At 55.4% G+C, this 17057-nt stretch carries 16 protein-coding genes; 2 read left to right on the top strand and 14 right to left on the bottom strand.

The window, feature by feature from the left end; all coding sequences use genetic code 11:
• Positions 1-135: 135 nt before the first annotated feature.
• The 7 genes from HRQ60_RS22390 to HRQ60_RS22360 all read right to left on the bottom strand — a co-directional run bounded on the left by HRQ60_RS22390 (position 136) and on the right by HRQ60_RS22360 (position 5122).
• Positions 136-786 carry a response regulator gene (locus HRQ60_RS22390; RefSeq protein WP_172200574.1) on the bottom strand — a complete coding sequence of 217 codons (651 nt, stop codon included), beginning with the start codon at positions 784-786 and terminating at the stop codon, positions 136-138.
• A 2-nt stretch (positions 787-788) separates the two neighbouring features.
• Positions 789-1805, bottom strand: coding sequence for a sensor histidine kinase (locus HRQ60_RS22385; protein WP_172200577.1), 1017 nt, complete (start codon positions 1803-1805; stop codon positions 789-791).
• Between the two features lie 116 nt (positions 1806-1921).
• Positions 1922-2569 (bottom strand): cell wall-active antibiotics response protein LiaF, encoded by a 648-nt coding sequence (gene liaF, locus HRQ60_RS22380; RefSeq protein WP_172200571.1) that lies wholly within the window; start codon positions 2567-2569, stop codon positions 1922-1924.
• A gap of 244 nt (positions 2570-2813) precedes the next feature.
• Positions 2814-3530 (bottom strand): PspA/IM30 family protein, encoded by a 717-nt coding sequence (locus tag HRQ60_RS22375; protein ID WP_172200568.1) that lies wholly within the window; start codon positions 3528-3530, stop codon positions 2814-2816.
• A gap of 1 nt (position 3531) precedes the next feature.
• Positions 3532-4065, bottom strand: a complete 534-nt coding sequence (locus HRQ60_RS22370; protein ID WP_172200566.1) for a PspC domain-containing protein — start codon at positions 4063-4065, stop codon at positions 3532-3534.
• Positions 4066-4071: 6 nt separating this feature from the next.
• Positions 4072-4743 carry a PspA/IM30 family protein gene (locus HRQ60_RS22365; protein WP_172200564.1) on the bottom strand — a complete coding sequence of 224 codons (672 nt, stop codon included), beginning with the start codon at positions 4741-4743 and terminating at the stop codon, positions 4072-4074.
• Between the two features lie 73 nt (positions 4744-4816).
• Positions 4817-5122 carry a hypothetical protein gene (locus HRQ60_RS22360; RefSeq protein ID WP_172200562.1) on the bottom strand — a complete coding sequence of 102 codons (306 nt, stop codon included), beginning with the start codon at positions 5120-5122 and terminating at the stop codon, positions 4817-4819.
• A 394-nt stretch (positions 5123-5516) separates the two neighbouring features.
• Here HRQ60_RS22360 and mprF point away from each other — a divergent pair, with 394 nt between their 5' ends.
• On the top strand, positions 5517-8348 hold the full coding sequence (mprF, locus tag HRQ60_RS22355) for a bifunctional lysylphosphatidylglycerol flippase/synthetase MprF (protein ID WP_172200560.1): 2832 nt from the start codon (positions 5517-5519) through the stop codon (positions 8346-8348).
• A 146-nt stretch (positions 8349-8494) separates the two neighbouring features.
• Here mprF and HRQ60_RS22350 read toward each other — a convergent pair whose 3' ends face one another.
• From HRQ60_RS22350 to HRQ60_RS22335, 4 genes are read right to left on the bottom strand one after another with little or no spacing between them, the layout of a single operon-like run.
• A complete protein-coding gene (locus HRQ60_RS22350) occupies positions 8495-9532 on the bottom strand; it encodes a Gfo/Idh/MocA family protein (protein ID WP_172200558.1) in 1038 nt (345 codons plus the stop codon).
• A gap of 5 nt (positions 9533-9537) precedes the next feature.
• On the bottom strand, positions 9538-10647 hold the full coding sequence (locus tag HRQ60_RS22345) for a Gfo/Idh/MocA family protein (RefSeq protein WP_172200556.1): 1110 nt from the start codon (positions 10645-10647) through the stop codon (positions 9538-9540).
• 34 nt (positions 10648-10681) lie between these two features.
• Positions 10682-11464, bottom strand: a complete 783-nt coding sequence (locus tag HRQ60_RS22340; protein WP_172200554.1) for a sugar phosphate isomerase/epimerase family protein — start codon at positions 11462-11464, stop codon at positions 10682-10684.
• A 55-nt stretch (positions 11465-11519) separates the two neighbouring features.
• Positions 11520-12710 (bottom strand): Gfo/Idh/MocA family protein, encoded by a 1191-nt coding sequence (locus HRQ60_RS22335; RefSeq protein WP_172200551.1) that lies wholly within the window; start codon positions 12708-12710, stop codon positions 11520-11522.
• Positions 12711-12887: 177 nt separating this feature from the next.
• Between HRQ60_RS22335 and HRQ60_RS22330 the strand changes: the two genes are divergently transcribed.
• The gene (locus tag HRQ60_RS22330) at positions 12888-13760 is read left to right on the top strand and encodes an AraC family transcriptional regulator (protein WP_172200548.1); all 873 of its coding nucleotides are present in this window, start codon (positions 12888-12890) and stop codon (positions 13758-13760) included.
• Positions 13761-13954: 194 nt separating this feature from the next.
• Here HRQ60_RS22330 and HRQ60_RS22325 read toward each other — a convergent pair whose 3' ends face one another.
• The 3 genes from HRQ60_RS22325 to HRQ60_RS22315 all read right to left on the bottom strand — a co-directional run bounded on the left by HRQ60_RS22325 (position 13955) and on the right by HRQ60_RS22315 (position 16930).
• Positions 13955-14815: an SDR family oxidoreductase gene (locus HRQ60_RS22325; RefSeq protein ID WP_172200545.1), complete on the bottom strand. Its 861-nt coding sequence runs from the start codon at positions 14813-14815 to the stop codon at positions 13955-13957.
• A gap of 95 nt (positions 14816-14910) precedes the next feature.
• Complete coding sequence (uxuA, locus tag HRQ60_RS22320) at positions 14911-15969, bottom strand: mannonate dehydratase (RefSeq protein ID WP_172200542.1); 1059 nt, start codon at positions 15967-15969, stop codon at positions 14911-14913.
• Between the two features lie 301 nt (positions 15970-16270).
• The gene (locus HRQ60_RS22315) at positions 16271-16930 is read right to left on the bottom strand and encodes a GntR family transcriptional regulator (protein WP_172200539.1); all 660 of its coding nucleotides are present in this window, start codon (positions 16928-16930) and stop codon (positions 16271-16273) included.
• Positions 16931-17057 lie beyond the last annotated feature (127 nt).

Below are 17057 nucleotides of genomic sequence, written 5' to 3'. Positions count from 1 at the left end.
CTCGTAAATGTTTAGGCTGGAAGTCGACGCACGAATCGTTTCAGGACGAACTGTTGCACTTGGATTGACAATTCGTCGCAAAAAAAGAACCGTCCGACGAGGCGGCTGCACGGAAAGTTTCCGTACAGCTGACCCCTACTCGGCCAGTCCGTTTTTGTAAGCGTAAATAGCAGCCTGCGTCCGATCGTCGACATCCAGTTTGGCCAGCAGGTTGGTCACGTGAAACTTGACCGTTTTGATTCCGATAATCAGCTCGTCCGCAATCTCCTGGTTCGATCTGCCTTTGGCCAGCAGACGAAGCACTTCCATCTCCCGGTCCGTCAAATCTTCGTGCGGCGCGCGGGCGGGCGCCGGAGTGCGGAAGCGATCCATCATTTTGGCGGCGACCTGCGATTCGAGAATCGATTGTCCGCGCACCGCTGCACGGATCGCATCGGCGACTTCGTTGGCTCTGGACGTTTTGAGCAGGTAGCTGAACGCGCCGGCTTCGATCACCGGATACATTTTCTCGTCGTCCAGATAACTGGTCAGCACGATCACTTTGCAGTCGGGACAAATCTTGAGTACCTCGCGCGTGGCTTCGATCCCGTCCATGCCGTCCATCACCAAATCCATCAGAACCACGTCGGGCTTGTACTGCTGCGCCAGACGTACGCCTTCTTCTCCGCCGCTTGCCTCGCCGACGACTTCGATGCCGTCTTCCGTATCAAGCACGGCGGCCAGACCGATCCGTACCATCTCGTGATCGTCGACGAGCAGTACGCTAATGAGTTGTTCCGTCTCCATCGCTATTCCTCGCTCCCTCTCTGTCCCCCGTTTACCAGCGGCACGGTCAGCTCGATCCGCGTTCCTTTTCCCGGCGCGGTAATATAGCGGATCGAACCGCCGATCTCGCTGACCCGTTCCTGCATCAGGGACAGCCCGTAAGACGCCTGCTTTTTGTCGTCCAGTTCAAAGCCGACCCCGTTATCTTTGAGTGACATGCGCAGCGCATCGCTCCGGCGCACGATCATGATCTCCATCTTGTCCGCTTTGGCGTGACGAAGCGTATTCGAGAGCGCTTCCTGCACGATGCGAAACAGATGGTTTTCGATTCCTTTGACCAGTTCCAGTCCGGCATCCATCTCCAGCTTGATCTCCATCTGCGCTTTGGCCTGGATCTCGCGCACCAGCTCGCTGAGTCCCTGGTACAGCGGCTTGCCTTCGAGATAGACCGGACGCAGGTGCAGCAGCAGCGCCCGCATCTCGGACTGGGCGACGGAAGCCATTTCCTCGATCAGCTCCACCTGGCGCCTGGCTCTGGACAGATCTTTTTCAAAAGTCCGGCCGACCGCGGTCGCCGTCATCGAGATCGCAAACAGCTGCTGAGAGACCGCATCGTGCAGCTCGCGGGCAAGGCGCTGCCGTTCTTCGACAATCGCCGATACGCGGGCCTGTTCGGCCAGCTGCGCATTGTGGGTCGACAGGCGCTGCAGCGAGCTGACCTGGTCTTCCCACTTTTTGCCGATGCGTTCCAACTGACCGGCCAGCACTTCCATTTCGCCGCCGAGCGGACCGACAGGACGCGCCGGATTGCCTTTTTCCCAATGCAATAGCGTGTCCTGAAGACGGTCGTATTGAATCTTGATCTGAATCGATCGATACAATCCGTACAGGGCTCCTACGGACACACAGACGGCAAGCAGCGTCAATCCGGCACGGATCTTGAGCGGCCAGGTATCCGGAACGTCCAGCAGCTTGTAGGAGTAGAGCACATAGAGGGCCGCCAGCAGCACAATAAAAGCCAGCAGCATGCCCGATCCCATTCCCCGAACGATCGTATTCGATTTCCTCAACTTCCGCGCTCCGTTCACCCGGCTTCTTCACCGCCTTCCGTTTCTGTTACGCCTGCTCTGTTCAAACGGTTTTCCCACACGGTTTGTCAGTTCATCCGGATCGTCACGTCGCCCGCCGCATAAGCCAGGACGACCCTGACTTTTTGCTCGCTGAGCTCGTATCCCGGAGAACGCCAGACAAACTTATTCAGCATCCCGCTGTGGCCTTTTCCGTCGAAACTGACTTTGCCGTAGCCGAGAAACACATCGAGTTCCAGACCGTACTCTTCCGGAAAGGTGAGATCCGCATCTCCGATGACTCCCTGCAGATGGATCACCGTATCCGGTTCCGTCGGCAGAGCCAGCGAGAAGTCGCAGTTCACGTCGCCCACCAGATGCCAGAGGCTGACCGGTTCCGGTACCCAAGCTTCGTGTTCGCGGTGAAGCTGCGAAGCAATCTCGAGGCGGCGCCCGTAGGGACGGCCTTCGTGCAGTTCGCGCGCTCTGGCGTAGAAGATGCCCACCGAGAGAAGCAGGCCTCCGAGCAGCATCACGATATGGTCAAGCAGCAGCAGTCCCATTCCGATCGCCAGAGCCTTGTACCCAAACGAAACCCGCCCCGCTCTCAGGGTGTAAATGCCGTAACACAGCACGAGGAGAGCGACCAGCGACAGCGGGCTGATCCATCTGCCGAGCAGCATCAGCATGCCGGCGGCGATCAGAACGATCGCCCATGTGCGTTTTTGAGTTTTCATGCCGCTCCTCCTCCTGCCGTGCTCTCTTTTGATAGGCTGACGTTTCTTCTTCCAAGCGTAGCAAAAGCCATAACGGTATAGACCGTATGGCTTCGCCTTTGATTTGACTATTTGAGCCGGAAGCCGTATCGTACGGTCCGTGATTCGTGCAACCTGTCCGCTGCGGAGATCGAATCTGTGTCCCCGCCTGCAAATCCGTTCCTACTATATCACAGTTCCAGCCGGGTGTGTGGCTTTATCGTTCTTACTGCTCGTCGCCTTTGGTAAGGGCTGGCGAACTTTGACCGCCGTTAAGCTTGTTCTTGAGTGCGCTCAGCTGCTCGTCGACTTGAAGCTGCTTCTGCGCATCGACCGGGCTAAAGTACGCGGACGGACGGCTCGAGCTGCCGTAAGGCGTGCGGAGCACATCGGCTTCGGCTTCCATCTGCATGATCTTCTCTTCCATCCGGCGGAAGCCCGACGAAGAAGTGCCTTTGTCGATCGCGTAGACCGGGTTGACCTGAGCCATCTGCTTTTTGGCTTTTGCCATTTGTGCACGGGCAACCAGTTCATTGCGCTTGTTGCGCATTTGGTAGAACTCGTCTTTCATTTCGTGCAGCTGGCGCATCAGATCGGATACCTGAACTTCCGCTTGGGCGTGCAGATCCTGATACTCCGTAATTCTTTGATCGAAGTAGATCTTTTCTTCCAGCAGTTTGCGGGCCGCTTCTTCCTGGCCGTTCTTCAATGCCGCTTCCGCCTGCGACTCGCGCTGGCCGGACATCCGGTACGCTTCTTCGAGGCGCTGTTTCATACGGCGCTCGTTGGCCATTTGTTTGGCTACGGTCACTTCGGCTTGATGAATTTCTTCTTCCATGTCACGCAGGTACTGGTTAAGCATCACGATCGGGTCTTCTACCTTGTCCAACATTTCGTTTACCGATGCCTTCGTCATATCGCGCAGTCTTTTGAATACTCCCATTTTATAAATCCCCTTTCGAATTGTCGTTCTCGTATTTGGACAGCTTGTGTTTGAGTTCTTCCAGTTCTTTCTTGAGTGCCTTCTTCTCGATATCTTCCATCATCGCATCGATTCCGGATTCCGGTACATCCCGTTTCTTCAGCTCGGCGCGCTGCATTTGCGGCCGGCTTGGCGGAAACGGACGTTCGAACTCGCGTTCCGGGCCAAGAGGTCTCGGTGCACGCGGATCTTGGGGTCCCGGGAAACGGGTACCGTGTGCTTCGCGTTCGCCGCGGTAAGGGCCTTGGCCATACGCATCTCCGGCGTAAGGATCGCGGCCGTAAGCGTCGGGACCATACGGATAGTATGAGGGCGGAGCTTTCGGAATCACGAGCGAAGCGATGAAGTAGATCGGCAGCATCGCTCCGCTGGTCAGCGGAATGGCTGCCAGGAACAGAATGCGGAGCAGCGTGGGATTGACGCCGAATTCTTGCGCAAGTCCGCCGCAGAGTCCGGTAAGCATTCGGTCCTGAGTCGAGCGGTACAGTCTATTCATCCTCGCTTACTCCTTTCCTTCGTCTCGTTTCAGTTTTTCTTTCAAGCGGGCCATCTCTTCTTCGAGAAGGCTGCCCACTTCGCCGATTTGACGGGAGGCTTCTTGTCCCAGCTTGCGGATATCCCGCAGGCTGTAGGTTTCGTATTCGATCGAAGACATCTGGTCGTCCAGGCGGTCGAACATCTTCGGTACGTCCGAGCCGTATCCGCCGCCCCGGCGGTTAAGCCGCTGCTGCAGACGCAGCGTCTCCATCCGTGCATAATAGTACTGACGTTTGTTGTATACGGTCTGGTATTCGTTTCGAAGGACATTCAGCTGCTCGCCGAGTTCGTTGAGCGTCTCCTGACTTTGGTCCCACAGTTCGAGATACTGACGTTCTTTTTCCTCGTACAGCATCTTTTCCTGCAGCGCCAGTTTGGCGATCGTTTCTTCTTCGGCTTTGAGGGCCAGCATCGCTTGTTCTTCGCGCTTTTCGCGCATCGACTTCGCATGGTCGACCTGCTGCCGAAGCTGTTTGCTGTGGTGTGCGCACTGATCATGCAGACGCTGCACCTCGCCGAGTTCCTGCCGCGTCTCGACCAGGAATTGATCGATGATCCGTACCGGATCCTGACTTTCTTCAAGCTTATCGTTAAGAGTGGCCAATGTAATGTCTCTCATTCGTTTGAACATGCTCATTCGGCTGTTTTCCCTCCTCCGCGTGATTTCGGTTCTTCCAGTCTTTTCCGGGAACTTCCGAGCGGCCGGGGCATTAGCCTCCGAAGCCGCTGCGGCTGTTCGAACGTTTACCTGCGATCCAGACGATACCTGCCGCGATCAGGGCGATCCCGAGCAGAGGTCCGATCAGCCAGGACAGCTTTGCCAGCAGCATGCATCCTCCGACAATCAGCAGCAGCCAGCCCAGAAAGGTTTTGCCCGTCTTGACTCCGTAGTATCCGAGCGCGAAGATCGCGGCTGCGAACAGGAACTCGACGAAACCTCCCAACTTTCCGAACAGAATCAGCGCTCCCAGTACCAAAAGTACGATAGCCGGGATATTAAGTTTCATGCTTCTCATTAACTTTTCACCGCCTCTCGTGAATCAATTTCCTTATGCCTTTATTCTAGACGTCCGAACCCTTTAACAAAACGGACCACAGGCGGTTTTTGAACCTGGACCTGAGGCGGGGAACCCCCCAGACCTTTGCGCGTATATGTAGAACGGATCGGGTAAAAACGCAGTGAACATTCGCCTTGCAATCGTCGATATAAGGTAGGAACGCAGTGAAGAGCCGATGAGCGCCACTTTCCCTGCATAAAACGACCGCGAAAAAGTTACAAAGATGTTCGGTTCGGGAATGGGGGTTTTATGTTAAGATTTATTGGGCGTATACCGTTGGGAAAAATTGTATGAGCTTGATTCCTTCTAATATGAATATGAACTTAACTCTTTCTAAATTGTAGGTGACTTCATGAAACGTACGAAAGTTGTTTTGGAACGTCTGCAGATTCTGCGGCTGTTCGCTTTTCTTTACCGAATGAAAATCGTCCGGCTGCTGATTCCGGTTGCCGTGATCGCTTTCGTCTATTTCCAGAGCGAAGGCGAACTGCGCAAACTGAATTTCTCGCGCATCCTGTTCGATATCCGATCGATGCCGACGGAAGCCATCGTTCAAATTCTCGGTCTCTCGCTGGTCGCCGTTTCGGTCATGAGCACATACGACTTTCTGATCTGCCGGCATTTTCGTTTGAACGTAACCAAGTGGGCCGCTTTCCGCTATGGATGGATATCCAATACGTTCAATAACTTCCTCGGCTTCGCCGGATTCACGGGAGCGGGTGTACGCGCCCTGCTGTACCGGGGCAGCGGCGTCACGATGGCGCAGATCACGCCGGCGATCGTGTTTCTGTCGCCGACGCTGGTCACCGGCTTGTCCGTGCTGGCCTGGGCGGGGATCGTCGGTCTGATGCCGATCCAGCAGATGCTGAGCCAGCACGGCTGGTTGGTCTATGCCGTGTGGGGAATGGCGCTTTACCTGCCGATTTTCCTCATCATGCAGCGTTCCAAACTGTTCGCCAAGTGGTTCCACAAGGAAGGACAGGGCTCGCGCCTGCCATGGAGCATTATTGTAAGCTCGGTACTCGCCTCCGTACTGGAATGGTTTTTTGCCGGTCTTACCTTCTGGTTGATCTGCTCGAATTTCCTGCATCATATTTCGCTTGCTCAGGCGCTGGGGATCTACAGCGTGGCAGCGATCGCCGGTATCGTCAGTTTTGCACCGGGCGGTATCGGAGCTTTCGACATCACAGCCCTCTTGGGACTGCAGCTGTCGGGCGTCAAGCCGGAGACGGCATTGGCAACCATCGTGCTGTTCCGCGTCTTTTACTTCATTATTCCTTGGCTGATTGCCCTCGTCATGACGGCATTCGAACTTCTTCCGGGACGCCGCAAAGCGATCCGGCAGGAAACGGCCGCCGGCGAACCCGAAGCCGAAGCTTCGGCCGCCGTATCCGCCAAGATCGAAGAAGCCGACCGCGGCCAGGTACCCGGCGAAAATGACGGCTTGGCGGCATATTGGCAGCGCTTATGGAATTGGCCGGGCCAGTTCGGCTTCCTGAGCGATATGGGAATCTGGGCATTGGGCAAGCTGGTGCTTGCCTGCGGCCTGATCCTGCTGCTGTCGGCGGCGACGCCCGGATTGTTCGAGCGTTTGCATTTTATGTCGCGTTTTCTATCTACTCCGCTGCTGAAGCTGTCGCAGCAAATTTCGGTCGTGATCGGATTTATGCTCATTATTTTGTCCAGCGGCATTTCCCTGAGGCTGCGCCGGGCGCACCGCCTGACCTCGCTGCTGCTGGTAGCGGGCGCGATTTTCACTTTTATCAAAGCTTTCGATTATGAAGAAGCGATCTTCCTGCTGGTCGTCGCGCTGCTTCTCTGGGTATCGCGTGCGCGCTTCTACCGTTCCGGAGCAACGCTTTCACGCAAAAGAATCGGACTCTGGTTCCTGTTCACCCTGCTGCTCGCGGGACTGTATTATCTGATCGGCACTTCGTCCCGTCCGCGCTTCCTGCATCATCTTCCGCCCGAATTCCAGACCGGATGGATCATGCAGCCGAACGAATACGGAGCGGTTGCCGCAAGCGGAATCGTAGGCGCATGGATTCTGTTCTCGATTCTGGTTCTGCTGCGTCCCAAGCGGCAGGATGCCGCGCTTCCGTGCGGCGAAGAGCTGAGCCGGCTGGATGAGTTCCTGCAGCATCAGGAAGGCAATCTGCTCTCGCATATGCTCTACCTCGGCGACAAGCAGTTCTACTGGGCGCAGGACGGCCAAGTTCTGATCCCTTATGCCCGTTCGCGCGACAAACTTGTCGTGTTGGGCGACCCGCTGGGGCCGAAGAAACGCGTCGGCGACGCGATCGAAGAGTTCCAGGTATTCGGCGACCGGTATGCGTTGTCTATTGTGTTCTACCAGGCTTCGCCGGATTATCTGTCGATCTACCACGAGAAAGGCTACCGCTTTTTCAAGCTCGGGGAAGAAGCGCTTATCAATCTTGAGACCTTCACCTTCTCGGGCAAAAAGATGACGGCGTTCCGCACGGCCAAAAACCGATTCGAGCGGGACGGCTACACCTTCTCGGTAGAAGCGGCTCCTTATGACCCTCAGATGCTCGAAGAGCTGCGGCGCATATCCGATATCTGGCTGGGAGACCGCAAAGAAAAAGGCTTCTCCCTCGGCTGGTTCAGCGAGCCGTATCTGCAGCGTTCGCCGCTTGCCCTGCTGAGAGATCCGGAAGGGCGCATTGTCGCTTTTGCGACGCTGGCACCGGCTTACGACGGCGGCCGAACGATCTCGGTGGATCTGATGCGCCATCTGCCCGACACGCCTAACGGCACCATGGATCTCCTGTTTGCACGATTGATCGAGTGGTCCAAAGAACAAGGCTACAAGACGTTCAATCTCGGGATGGCTCCGCTGTCGAGCGTAGGCAAAAGCCGCAGCTCGCTGCGCGAGGAGAAATTCGCCAATCTCGTTTTCCGCTACGGCGGTCATTTCTACGGGTTCGAAGGACTGCGCCGCTACAAGGAGAAATTTTTCCCGGAATGGCAGTCCCGCTACCTGGCCTACCCGGCTTCCGTCTCGCTTCCGGTTCTGTTGGTCGACCTGGTTGTCCTTGTCTCCCGGCGTCCGAAAAACAACGATCGCGGGGACGGTACGCTCGATATCGGCGAGTCTCTGCCGATGAGCGGTCCGATGCCCGCGAAGCCTACCCAAGCCGCGCAGGACGATCCACGCGATTAACCAACGGCTCTGCTTGAAATCCCGGCTCCGATCCACCCTGCAGCGGTGCGATCGGAGCTTTTTCTTTTCATGTTTCTCTTATGAAACGGCACGCCAAAAAGCAAAGACTTCCGCAGCCCTTCTGCGAAAGTCTTTGCTTTTTCTTTTCAAGAAGGCTGGACGGGGGAAGAACTCGATAATTCCGCCGCTTGTCTTGAAGCTTCATAGATCCCGTAGACCAACTCAAGTGCCCGGCTGCTTTCTTCGGCATCCAGCCAGAACGGTTTGTTTTCGCGAATATGCCGGTAAAAGTCCTGGATCAAGAGTCCGTGGCTGACGCCCCAATACGACTTTGCACCCGAAGCGCTCTGCGTCGGACGGCACAATTCCGTTTCCTCGCCGCCCTGCATCAGATACAGCCGATCCTGCCGCTGCAGCAGAATGCCTTGTTCGAAGATCAGCTCCAGCTCTACGGGCCGGTTTGTCAGATAAGCGTTTGTCCCATAGAACAAAGCCCGCACACCGTTGGAGAAATCCAGACAGGCATGGGCCGTATCTTCGACCTCGATATACTCGCCCAAGGCATCGGTGGTGATACTGCCCGCAATCCGCTCGATTTCGCCGCCGGCAAACCACTGCAGCAGATCGAGCGTATGGATCGTCTGATTGATCAGCAGTCCTCCGCCTTCCGTCTCCCATCTTCCGCGCCACGGATTTTCCGTGTAATAGTCGGGGGTTCGGGCCCAGGTCACCGCGCCTTTCAGGCACAGCAGACGGCCCAGCCGCATCGAATCGATCGTCTCGCGAATCTTTCTGGAACTTTCGTTGTACCGATTCTGGAAAACGACGCCCAGTTGGGCCGTGCTCCGCGCAGCCGCTGTACGCAGCGAAGCCGCCGCTTCCGGCGTATGCGCGATCGGTTTCTCGGTCAGCACATGTTTGCCTGCCGCCAGCAGTTCTTCCGCCATCCGGGCATGCAGATGATGCGGCGTGCACAGATGAACGACTTCGATATCCGCCCGCTCGAGAATCGTCCGATAATCCTGTTCCCATTCGCAGCCGTAGACCCCGGCTTCGCGCTGCGCTTTGGAAGGCTCGCTATCCACCACCAACCGCAGCTCCGCCTCTTCCATCGCGAGCAGCACCCGTGCATGCTGCTCGAAGATCGTTCCGCATCCCACAATGGCCGCTCCCGTTTTCTCCATCCGACTCACGCACCTTCCGCAGCCGGTTTAAGCAGCGTGTCCGGCGTCGTATTCACTGCCGCGTTCTGCGCTTCCAGACAAAGCCTGGCCGCTGTGAACGCGTGCTGCTGCGTCATCGCGTTCTCCGTGCGATGCAGGCAGTCCAGAATCAGCTGTCCGAAGAAAGGACAGCCTACCCTGCCGGATACCTGCTCGTAATGTTCCCCTTCCGCATCTACCCAGTACACATGATCTCCGGAATCCGAACGGGCCACATCCGTATATTTGCGCAGCTCGATATACCCTTCGGTTCCCAGGATAACCGTCCGCCCGTCGCCCCAGGTACCGAGCCCTTTGGGCGTCAGCCAGTCGACGCGGAAATACTGCGTCGCTCCGTTGTCGCCGACCAGCGTCGCGTCGCCGTAATCTTCCAGTTCGGGGTATTCCGGATTGCTGTAGTTGCCGACTTTGCTGTGCAGCACCTTGGCGCTCGTGCAGCCTGCATAATGCAGGAACTGCTCGATCTGGTGGCTGCCGATATCGCACAGGATGCCGCCGTAATCTTCGCGGCGGAAGAACCAGTCCGGCCGCCCGGCGGCGTTCAGCCGGTGCGGGCCGGTGCCCATCACCTGTACGACGCGGCCGATCGCTCCCTGACGGATCAGCTGATCCGCATAGACCGCACTCTCGACATGCAGCCGCTCGCTGTAATAGACCATATACTTTCGCCCGGTGCGGGCTGCGCACGCTTCCGCTTCATCCAATTGTGTAAGCGTCGTAAACGGAGCCTTGTCCGTAAAGTAATCTTTGCCGCTTTCCATCACCCGGACGCCCAGCGGTCCGCGCTTCGCCGGAATCGCAGCCGATGCGACCAGCCTCACCTCCGGATCGGCCAGAATATCCTCCAGCGAATCCGCCGCACGCACGCCGGGGAAAGACTCGATAAAAGCCGCCGTTTTTTGCGAATCCGGATCGTATACCCATTTCAAGGTGCCGCCGGCCTCGATCAGCCCGTTGCACATTCCGTTGATATGTCCGTGATCCAGCGCCGCGGCCGCAAACACGAATTCGCCCGGCCCGACAACCGGCTTCGCCTCGTGTTTGGGAGCATAGTTCATTCCGTCTTTTCTTTCCATGTTTTGTCCCGCCCTTTCCGGTTCCTGTTCGTCCTTACATCGTTTTCTCCCGCTCCAGCAGTTCATGCAGGTAATCCAGACTCATCTTCACGCTTTCGAACGGATCGCGCCGACAGACGTCCTGCTCGACGACATACCATTCCACCCCGGTCGCCCGGCAGGCTTCGATGATGGCCGGATAATTCATGTTCCCGTGTCCCACTTCCGCAAAAACTCCTTGTCCGTCCACGATCTGCATATCCTTAAGATGGACCACCTGCATCCGCCCTTTGACCTTATGCGCCCACTGCGCCGGATCGCCGCCGCCCGCCTGTACCCAGTACATGTCCAGCTCGAACCCGAAAGCTTCCGGATCGCTTTCTTCCAACAGAATATCCATCGCGGTTTTGCCGCCGTATTGTTCGAATTCGATCTGATGATTGTGATACACGAACTGCAGGTCATACTCTTGTTTGAGCCGCTGCCCGATTTCCGAAGCTTCCTTCGCGAACGTCCGGTAGCCTTCCGCGCTGCCGCGGTACCGGTCCGGGACCATGCCGAGCCCGACGTATTTGCAATCCCACAGCCGATGCTGCTCCGCGACCGCCCGAAGTTCTCCGGTCAGCCGGTCGTACGGAATATGCGTGGCGCAGATTGCCAGATCGTGCTGCAGGGCGAGTTCTTTCACCCGGCGCGGGTCGATCGGGCCAATCCCCGATACCTGCACCGCGTCGTAGCCTATGTTTTTCAACTTCCCAAAAGTGTCCGCCAGTCCTTGTTCCGTCTGCGCCTGTTCCCGAAACGTATACATCTGCGCGGCAATCGTCGATCTTTTCATCGAATTTCCGCCTCCTTGTGTTCGGCTCTTCCTGCCTTTTATCAAACGACTTTGCTTACCCGTGCGTACCCGATACGTTCAGCGTCGCCTCCGTACCTGTTTTCTTGACGAAAGTCGACTGTTCGATCCGTTCGTTCAATTTCGCCAAATATGCTTCTTCATCGATCGGAAGTTCGACCCAGCCGTCTGTCCAGCTCGACAAATGCATGGCATTCGACAAGGTCAATCCGCGGATCCCTTCTTCGCCGGGGGCAATCAGCTTTTCTCCGAACCGGATCGCGCGGGTAAAATTATTCAGGATCCCTTCGTGCTGAGCGCCTCCTCCGCTTTCGACCGGCACTTCGCATTTCCAGCATTCCGGTTCTCCGAACCCGCCTTTGTAGGTCGCATTGAACTCCGGTTCCGGCGTCCGCAGTCTCCAGAACGTGAGTTTATCGTCTTCGATTACGATTTTGCCGTTATCTCCCGAAATCTCGAAGCGGTTCGTGCCCGGTGCTTCGCCGACCGTCGTGACGAACAATCCGGTAGCTCCATTCTCATATTCCACATAAGCGGTGACGTCGTCTTCCACTTCGATATTGCGTTTTTTTCCAAAGCTGCAAAAAGCCCTGACCCGCTGCGGCATCATCCCCGTTGTCCACTGCCACAAATCAAGCTGATGCGGATCCTGGTTCAACAGCACGCCGCCGCCTTCGCCCTCCCAGGTTGCCCGCCAGCCGCCGGAATCGTAATAGCTCTGCGAACGGTACCAGTTGGTAATGATCCAGTTGGTCCGGCGGATCTCGCCCAGTTCTCCGGCCTGCACCAGATCGCGCAGTTTGCGGTAGAGAGGATTGGTCCGCTGATTGTACATGATCCCGAATACCAGACCCGACTCCGAGGCTTTCGCTGCTGCTTCATTCATCTGACGGACCGCTTTGGTATACACGCCGGCCGGCTTCTCGATCAGCACGTGCAGCCCGTATTGAAACGCTTCCACGGCAAGAGTCGGATGGTCGTAATGAGGCGTCGCAATCAGCACCGCGTCGATCTCTCCCGAGCGCATCAGCTCTTTCGGTTCCGAGTAGCGTTTAACGCTCTCGGGCAGTGCCTGTGCCGCCCAATCCAGCCTTTCCTGCCGCAGATCGCATACGGCGGTCAGAACGGCCCCTTCAATCCGTTCGATCAGACTGTGCGCATGGGCACTGCCCATATTGCCGATTCCGATAATACCGAATCTCACTGCTGCTTTTTTGTTCGTTTCCATATCTATCCCTCCACCTTTCACGGCTGTGGTTCCGAGTTTCATATCTCTTTGAGAATAACGCAGCCGCATGCCGAAGAACATGAATAGGATTAAGAACTTCTTGTCCAAAACTAAGGTGTTTTTGCTAAAAAGGTGTATACTGCGGATAATGAAACTTTACGAAAAGAGGAGGATTGGATGCGTTCTTACTCACAAAACGGCAAGGTTGAGCCCGAGTCGGCATCCCATTTTCGTACCGATACGATTGGCCGCCTGCTGGAAAATTTGACGGTGCATGTCTCCCATGCTTTTTATCGGGCGGGTTATTACGGCTGGAATGCTCCGCAGGAGAAACCGTCGTTCAATCGCCTTTACTATCTGACCGAAGGCGAAGGAGCGGTTACACTGGACGGGGTTCGCTACGAACCGCGTGCCGGCCAGCTGTTCATTATGCCTGCCGGAGCGGTTCAGACCCGATTCACTCCGCCGGAGAATCCGTATTCGCGTTACTTCTGCCATTTTGATGCCAAAATCGGCGGATGGCCGCTTTTTCGGGCAGGCTCCTTTTTTCACTTGGCCGATGCCGCCGATCCGCAGGCGATCGAAGCCCTATTCCGGGAAATGATCGAGCAGTCCGAACATCCGGGACCGTTTGCCGCCCTGCGTGTCAAAGCCTGCCTGCTTCAGCTGCTCGCCCATTGTCTGGAACAAAGCGGCGAAGACGGGTTTATGGACCGGTTTATCCAAGAGAGCGAACGGGGCAAGCTGGCTGCGGTGCTCGAATATATCGACGCCCGGCTGGACGAACCGCTCGAAGTCGATAATCTCGCGGAAGTCGTGCATCTTCATCCCAATTATTTTATCCCCTATTTCAAAAAACAAATGGGTACCACGCCTATGAATTATGTTCAGCATAAGCGTATCGAATTGGCTCGGCGGCTGCTTATTTCGAGTGATATGGGGATCTCGCTGATCGCGGATCGTGTCGGCATGGATCCGGCCCACTTTTCCCGCACATTCAAAAAAACAACCGGGGTCTCGCCCAGCGCTTACCGCAACAGTACCCGATAGGTCAAGATTGGCAAGCAGTCGGCAGCGTGCGCGGTCCAAATTGGATTTCCGATATCCCAGCAAAAAGGCCCCCAAAACCAAAGCCCTGAACAGGGTTTCGGTTTTGGGGGCCGGCTATTTACAATTCGTTTCATTTCCGTTCGTATCTTCCGCTTCTCCTAGCGCTTAAGTGTAGAATTGCATGTTGCTCGGCTTCAAACGCCCGAATAGGCCGAGAAAGCGCCGTCTACCGGGATAATAACTCCATTGACGAAACTTGCCGCCTCTTCACTGACCAGAAACAGCAGCGTGCCGACCAATTCATGCGCTTCGCCAAACCGGCCCATCGGGGTACTGTTCAGAATTTTGGCTGATCGATTCGTCAGCGTCCCATCTTCCTGTTTGAGCAGTTTTTCATTTTGCGCCGTCAGGAAGAAACCGGGGGCGATCGCGTTGACCCGGATTCCCGCTTTGGAAAAGTGTACCGCCAGCCACTGCGTAAAATTGCTTACCGCCGCTTTGGCTCCGCTGTATGCCGGAATTTTGGTCAGCGGGGTATAGGCATTCATCGAAGAAATATTGACGATTGCAGCGCCTTTTTTACCTGCCATATCCGGTGCAAATTCCTGACAGGGGAGCAGCGTCCCCAAGAAGTTGACATTGAGTACAAACTGCAGTCCTTCCGTCTCGAGATCAAAAAAATTAACGTGTTTTTCACCTTGTTCTGCCGGACCGCCGGGTTCCCAGTATTCTTCCGTTGTGGTCGCCCCCGGATGATTGCCGCCTGCTCCATTGACCAGAATGTCGCAGGGACCCAGCTCGTCCAGAATCCGTGCGTGTGCCGCTTGGAGTGCCGTTTTGTCGAGCACATCGGCCGCTACTCCGATCGCCCGGCCGCCTTTGGCTTCGACCTCCCGCGCTTTGGCTTCCGCTTCTTCGAGATTCCGGCTCAGTACGGCAACCGCTGCTCCGCATTCCGCCAGTGCATCCACAAACCCGGAGCACAGCACTCCTGTTCCTCCGGTCACTACAGCCACTTTTCCGTTCAGGTCAATATGAAACGGTAACTTCCCCATTTACGCTTCGTCCCTTCGGCGTATGTCTTCGTTCATCCAGCGGTTCGTTTGTCGGATCCTTTTGTACTCTGCACCGCCGGAATTTCGTTCTGACTTCAATCCTGCTGCGCTTTGGCTTTGCTTGCCGCTTCCGTTAATCCGTTGATATAGACCGCTCCCAGTGCACGATCATACAATCCGTAACCGGCTCGGCCGGTCTCTCCCCAGATCATCCGTCCATGGTCGGAACGAAACGGTCCGTCGAAGCCGTAATCGGTATAGGCTTTGACGATCTCATAGAAATCGAGCGAGCCGTTCTCGGACAAATGACCCGATTCGTGAAACGACTTGTCGCCGGTAATCTTGACGTTTCTCAAATGGGCAAAATGTACCCGATTACGAACTCCCCCGAAGTAACGCACCATTTCGACAAAATCGTTTCTTGGATCGCAGCCCAGCGAACCGGAACAAAGCGTCAGACCATGATAAGGAGATTCGTGCAGATTCAGAAACCGTTCCAGATTAGTCCGATTCGTGATGATTCGCGGCAGACCTAAGATCGGCCAAGGCGGATCATCGGGATGAATAGCCATCTTGACTCCACTCTCTTCGGCAGCCGGAATAATGCGTTCGATAAAATAGGCCAGGTTCTCCCACAACCGTTCTTCATCGACCTGTTCATACTGTTCCAGCAGATGCCCCAATCCGCCTTCTCCGTAAGAGGTATCCCAGCCGGGCAGTGCCAATTCGCCAAGCTTGGGATCCATTCGACGAATCGTTTCTTCTTCGTAGATCAACGTAGTCGACCCGTCGGGCAGTTCAAATTCGAGGTCCGAACGGGTCCAATCGAATACCGGCATAAAATTGTAGCAGACGACCGGGATGCCTTCCTTGCCCAGGTTGCGCAGCGTATTGGCGTAATTCTCAATATAGCGATCACGCGTCGGCAGACCCAGCTTGATGTCTTCATGCACCGGAACGCTCTCGATGACCGACAGCCGTAGTCCGACTTCTTCTACCCGCCGCTTGAGCGCGCGAATGTTCTCTACCGGCCATTCCTCGCCGACCGGAATATCGTAAATGGCGCTTACGATCCCTTTCATCCCGGGAATCTGCGCAATATGCTCCAGCTTGACGGGATCGTCTTCGCCGTACCAACGAAACGTCATCTCCACTTCGATCCACTCCTTCTGCGTTAAGTCTCCATACTGGCATACTAGCATGCCAGTATGAACGATGCAAGATTTCTATCTTTAATAAGTCTTTTGAGGATTAAAAGAGCCTTGTTTTTGCAAAGCTCCTCCAACTCGTACAGCTTTTTTTTAACCTCATATACGCTTTTTGCCATATACAAATAAGCGGGGGAAGCTCCTCATCAATCTGATGACATCGGATCAGGATTTCTTCTTGCACAGAATTAATGACTTCGAGCAAAATTTTAACAGAAACCACCCTCGGAAACCGAAATAAAAACGGTTAGACCTGCAATTCTTTCCACCGACTCATCGGTTCGATGATATGACGATGTACGGCTGATTCTACGTCATCTACTCTCTGTTCGGTGATCAGCTTGATTAGGTTTCGATGCTGCTCTATAGCTGGGGTAAAATCGTATTCGATTTCAAACATCAGTCTCATTCGGTTATAATGCGTGCTTAAACGAGTGATCGAATCCCAGACATGCTCTTTGCCGCACCCTCGGAATAACAGGCTATGAAATTCGTTATCCAGTTCATGAAACAGGAAAGCCGCACCTTGACGCTGCTGTAGGCTTTCCTGCTTCTCGACATTATGTTGAAGCAGCCGTACATCTTCTGCCGAGAATCGGTTGCAAGCCAGCAGCAGCACTTCTTTCTCCAAAGAAAAGCGCATAAATACGGCCTCGTCAATCAGCCCGGGATCGATCTTGGAGATATACGTGCCGACCTGAGGAATCACGTCGACCAAATATTCTTCTTTCAGTCTGGACATGACTTCGCGTACCGGCGTACGGGAAAGCTGAAGCGCCGCTGCCAGATCGACCTCGCTGATTGCTTTTCCCGGTTCCAGTGTCAGATTCATGATGTTTTGCCGAATAACTCGGTAGGCATAGTCTTTCCCGTTCTCGCCCGGCATTCTGTTTGTACCGCTCAACATTCCGAATCCACCTTTCTGTTCATTAACTTAGTATGATTCGCTTATTTTGCATAAGACGGATTGTAAAATGAAGTGCAACACCTCGAACTGAATACAAAAAGGGCTCATGGCCGGATTCGTGTAGAAT

The sequence above is a fragment of the Saccharibacillus qingshengii genome, assembly GCF_013185195.1.
GTDB lineage: Bacteria > Bacillota > Bacilli > Paenibacillales > Paenibacillaceae > Saccharibacillus > Saccharibacillus qingshengii.
The sequence above is the reverse complement of the archived record's forward strand: the minus strand, read 5'-3'. Positions and strand labels throughout refer to the sequence as shown.

Bases quoted from the DNA above. Each gene is read 5' to 3' on its own strand.
- HRQ60_RS22390 (WP_172200574.1), bottom strand. From the start codon at position 786: ATGGAGACGGAACAACTCATTAGCGTACTGCTCGTCGACGATCACGAG.
- HRQ60_RS22385 (WP_172200577.1), bottom strand. From the start codon at position 1,805: ATGGGATCGGGCATGCTGCTGGCTTTTATTGTGCTGCTGGCGGCCCTC.
- liaF (WP_172200571.1), bottom strand. From the start codon at position 2,569: ATGAAAACTCAAAAACGCACATGGGCGATCGTTCTGATCGCCGCCGGC.
- HRQ60_RS22375 (WP_172200568.1), bottom strand. From the start codon at position 3,530: ATGGGAGTATTCAAAAGACTGCGCGATATGACGAAGGCATCGGTAAAC.
- HRQ60_RS22370 (WP_172200566.1), bottom strand. From the start codon at position 4,065: ATGAATAGACTGTACCGCTCGACTCAGGACCGAATGCTTACCGGACTC.
- HRQ60_RS22365 (WP_172200564.1), bottom strand. From the start codon at position 4,743: ATGAGCATGTTCAAACGAATGAGAGACATTACATTGGCCACTCTTAAC.
- HRQ60_RS22360 (WP_172200562.1), bottom strand. From the start codon at position 5,122: ATGAGAAGCATGAAACTTAATATCCCGGCTATCGTACTTTTGGTACTG.
- mprF (WP_172200560.1), top strand. From the start codon at position 5,517: ATGAAACGTACGAAAGTTGTTTTGGAACGTCTGCAGATTCTGCGGCTG.
- HRQ60_RS22350 (WP_172200558.1), bottom strand. From the start codon at position 9,532: ATGGAGAAAACGGGAGCGGCCATTGTGGGATGCGGAACGATCTTCGAG.
- HRQ60_RS22345 (WP_172200556.1), bottom strand. From the start codon at position 10,647: ATGGAAAGAAAAGACGGAATGAACTATGCTCCCAAACACGAGGCGAAG.
- HRQ60_RS22340 (WP_172200554.1), bottom strand. From the start codon at position 11,464: ATGAAAAGATCGACGATTGCCGCGCAGATGTATACGTTTCGGGAACAG.
- HRQ60_RS22335 (WP_172200551.1), bottom strand. From the start codon at position 12,710: ATGGAAACGAACAAAAAAGCAGCAGTGAGATTCGGTATTATCGGAATC.
- HRQ60_RS22330 (WP_172200548.1), top strand. From the start codon at position 12,888: ATGCGTTCTTACTCACAAAACGGCAAGGTTGAGCCCGAGTCGGCATCC.
- HRQ60_RS22325 (WP_172200545.1), bottom strand. From the start codon at position 14,815: ATGGGGAAGTTACCGTTTCATATTGACCTGAACGGAAAAGTGGCTGTA.
- HRQ60_RS22315 (WP_172200539.1), bottom strand. From the start codon at position 16,930: ATGTTGAGCGGTACAAACAGAATGCCGGGCGAGAACGGGAAAGACTAT.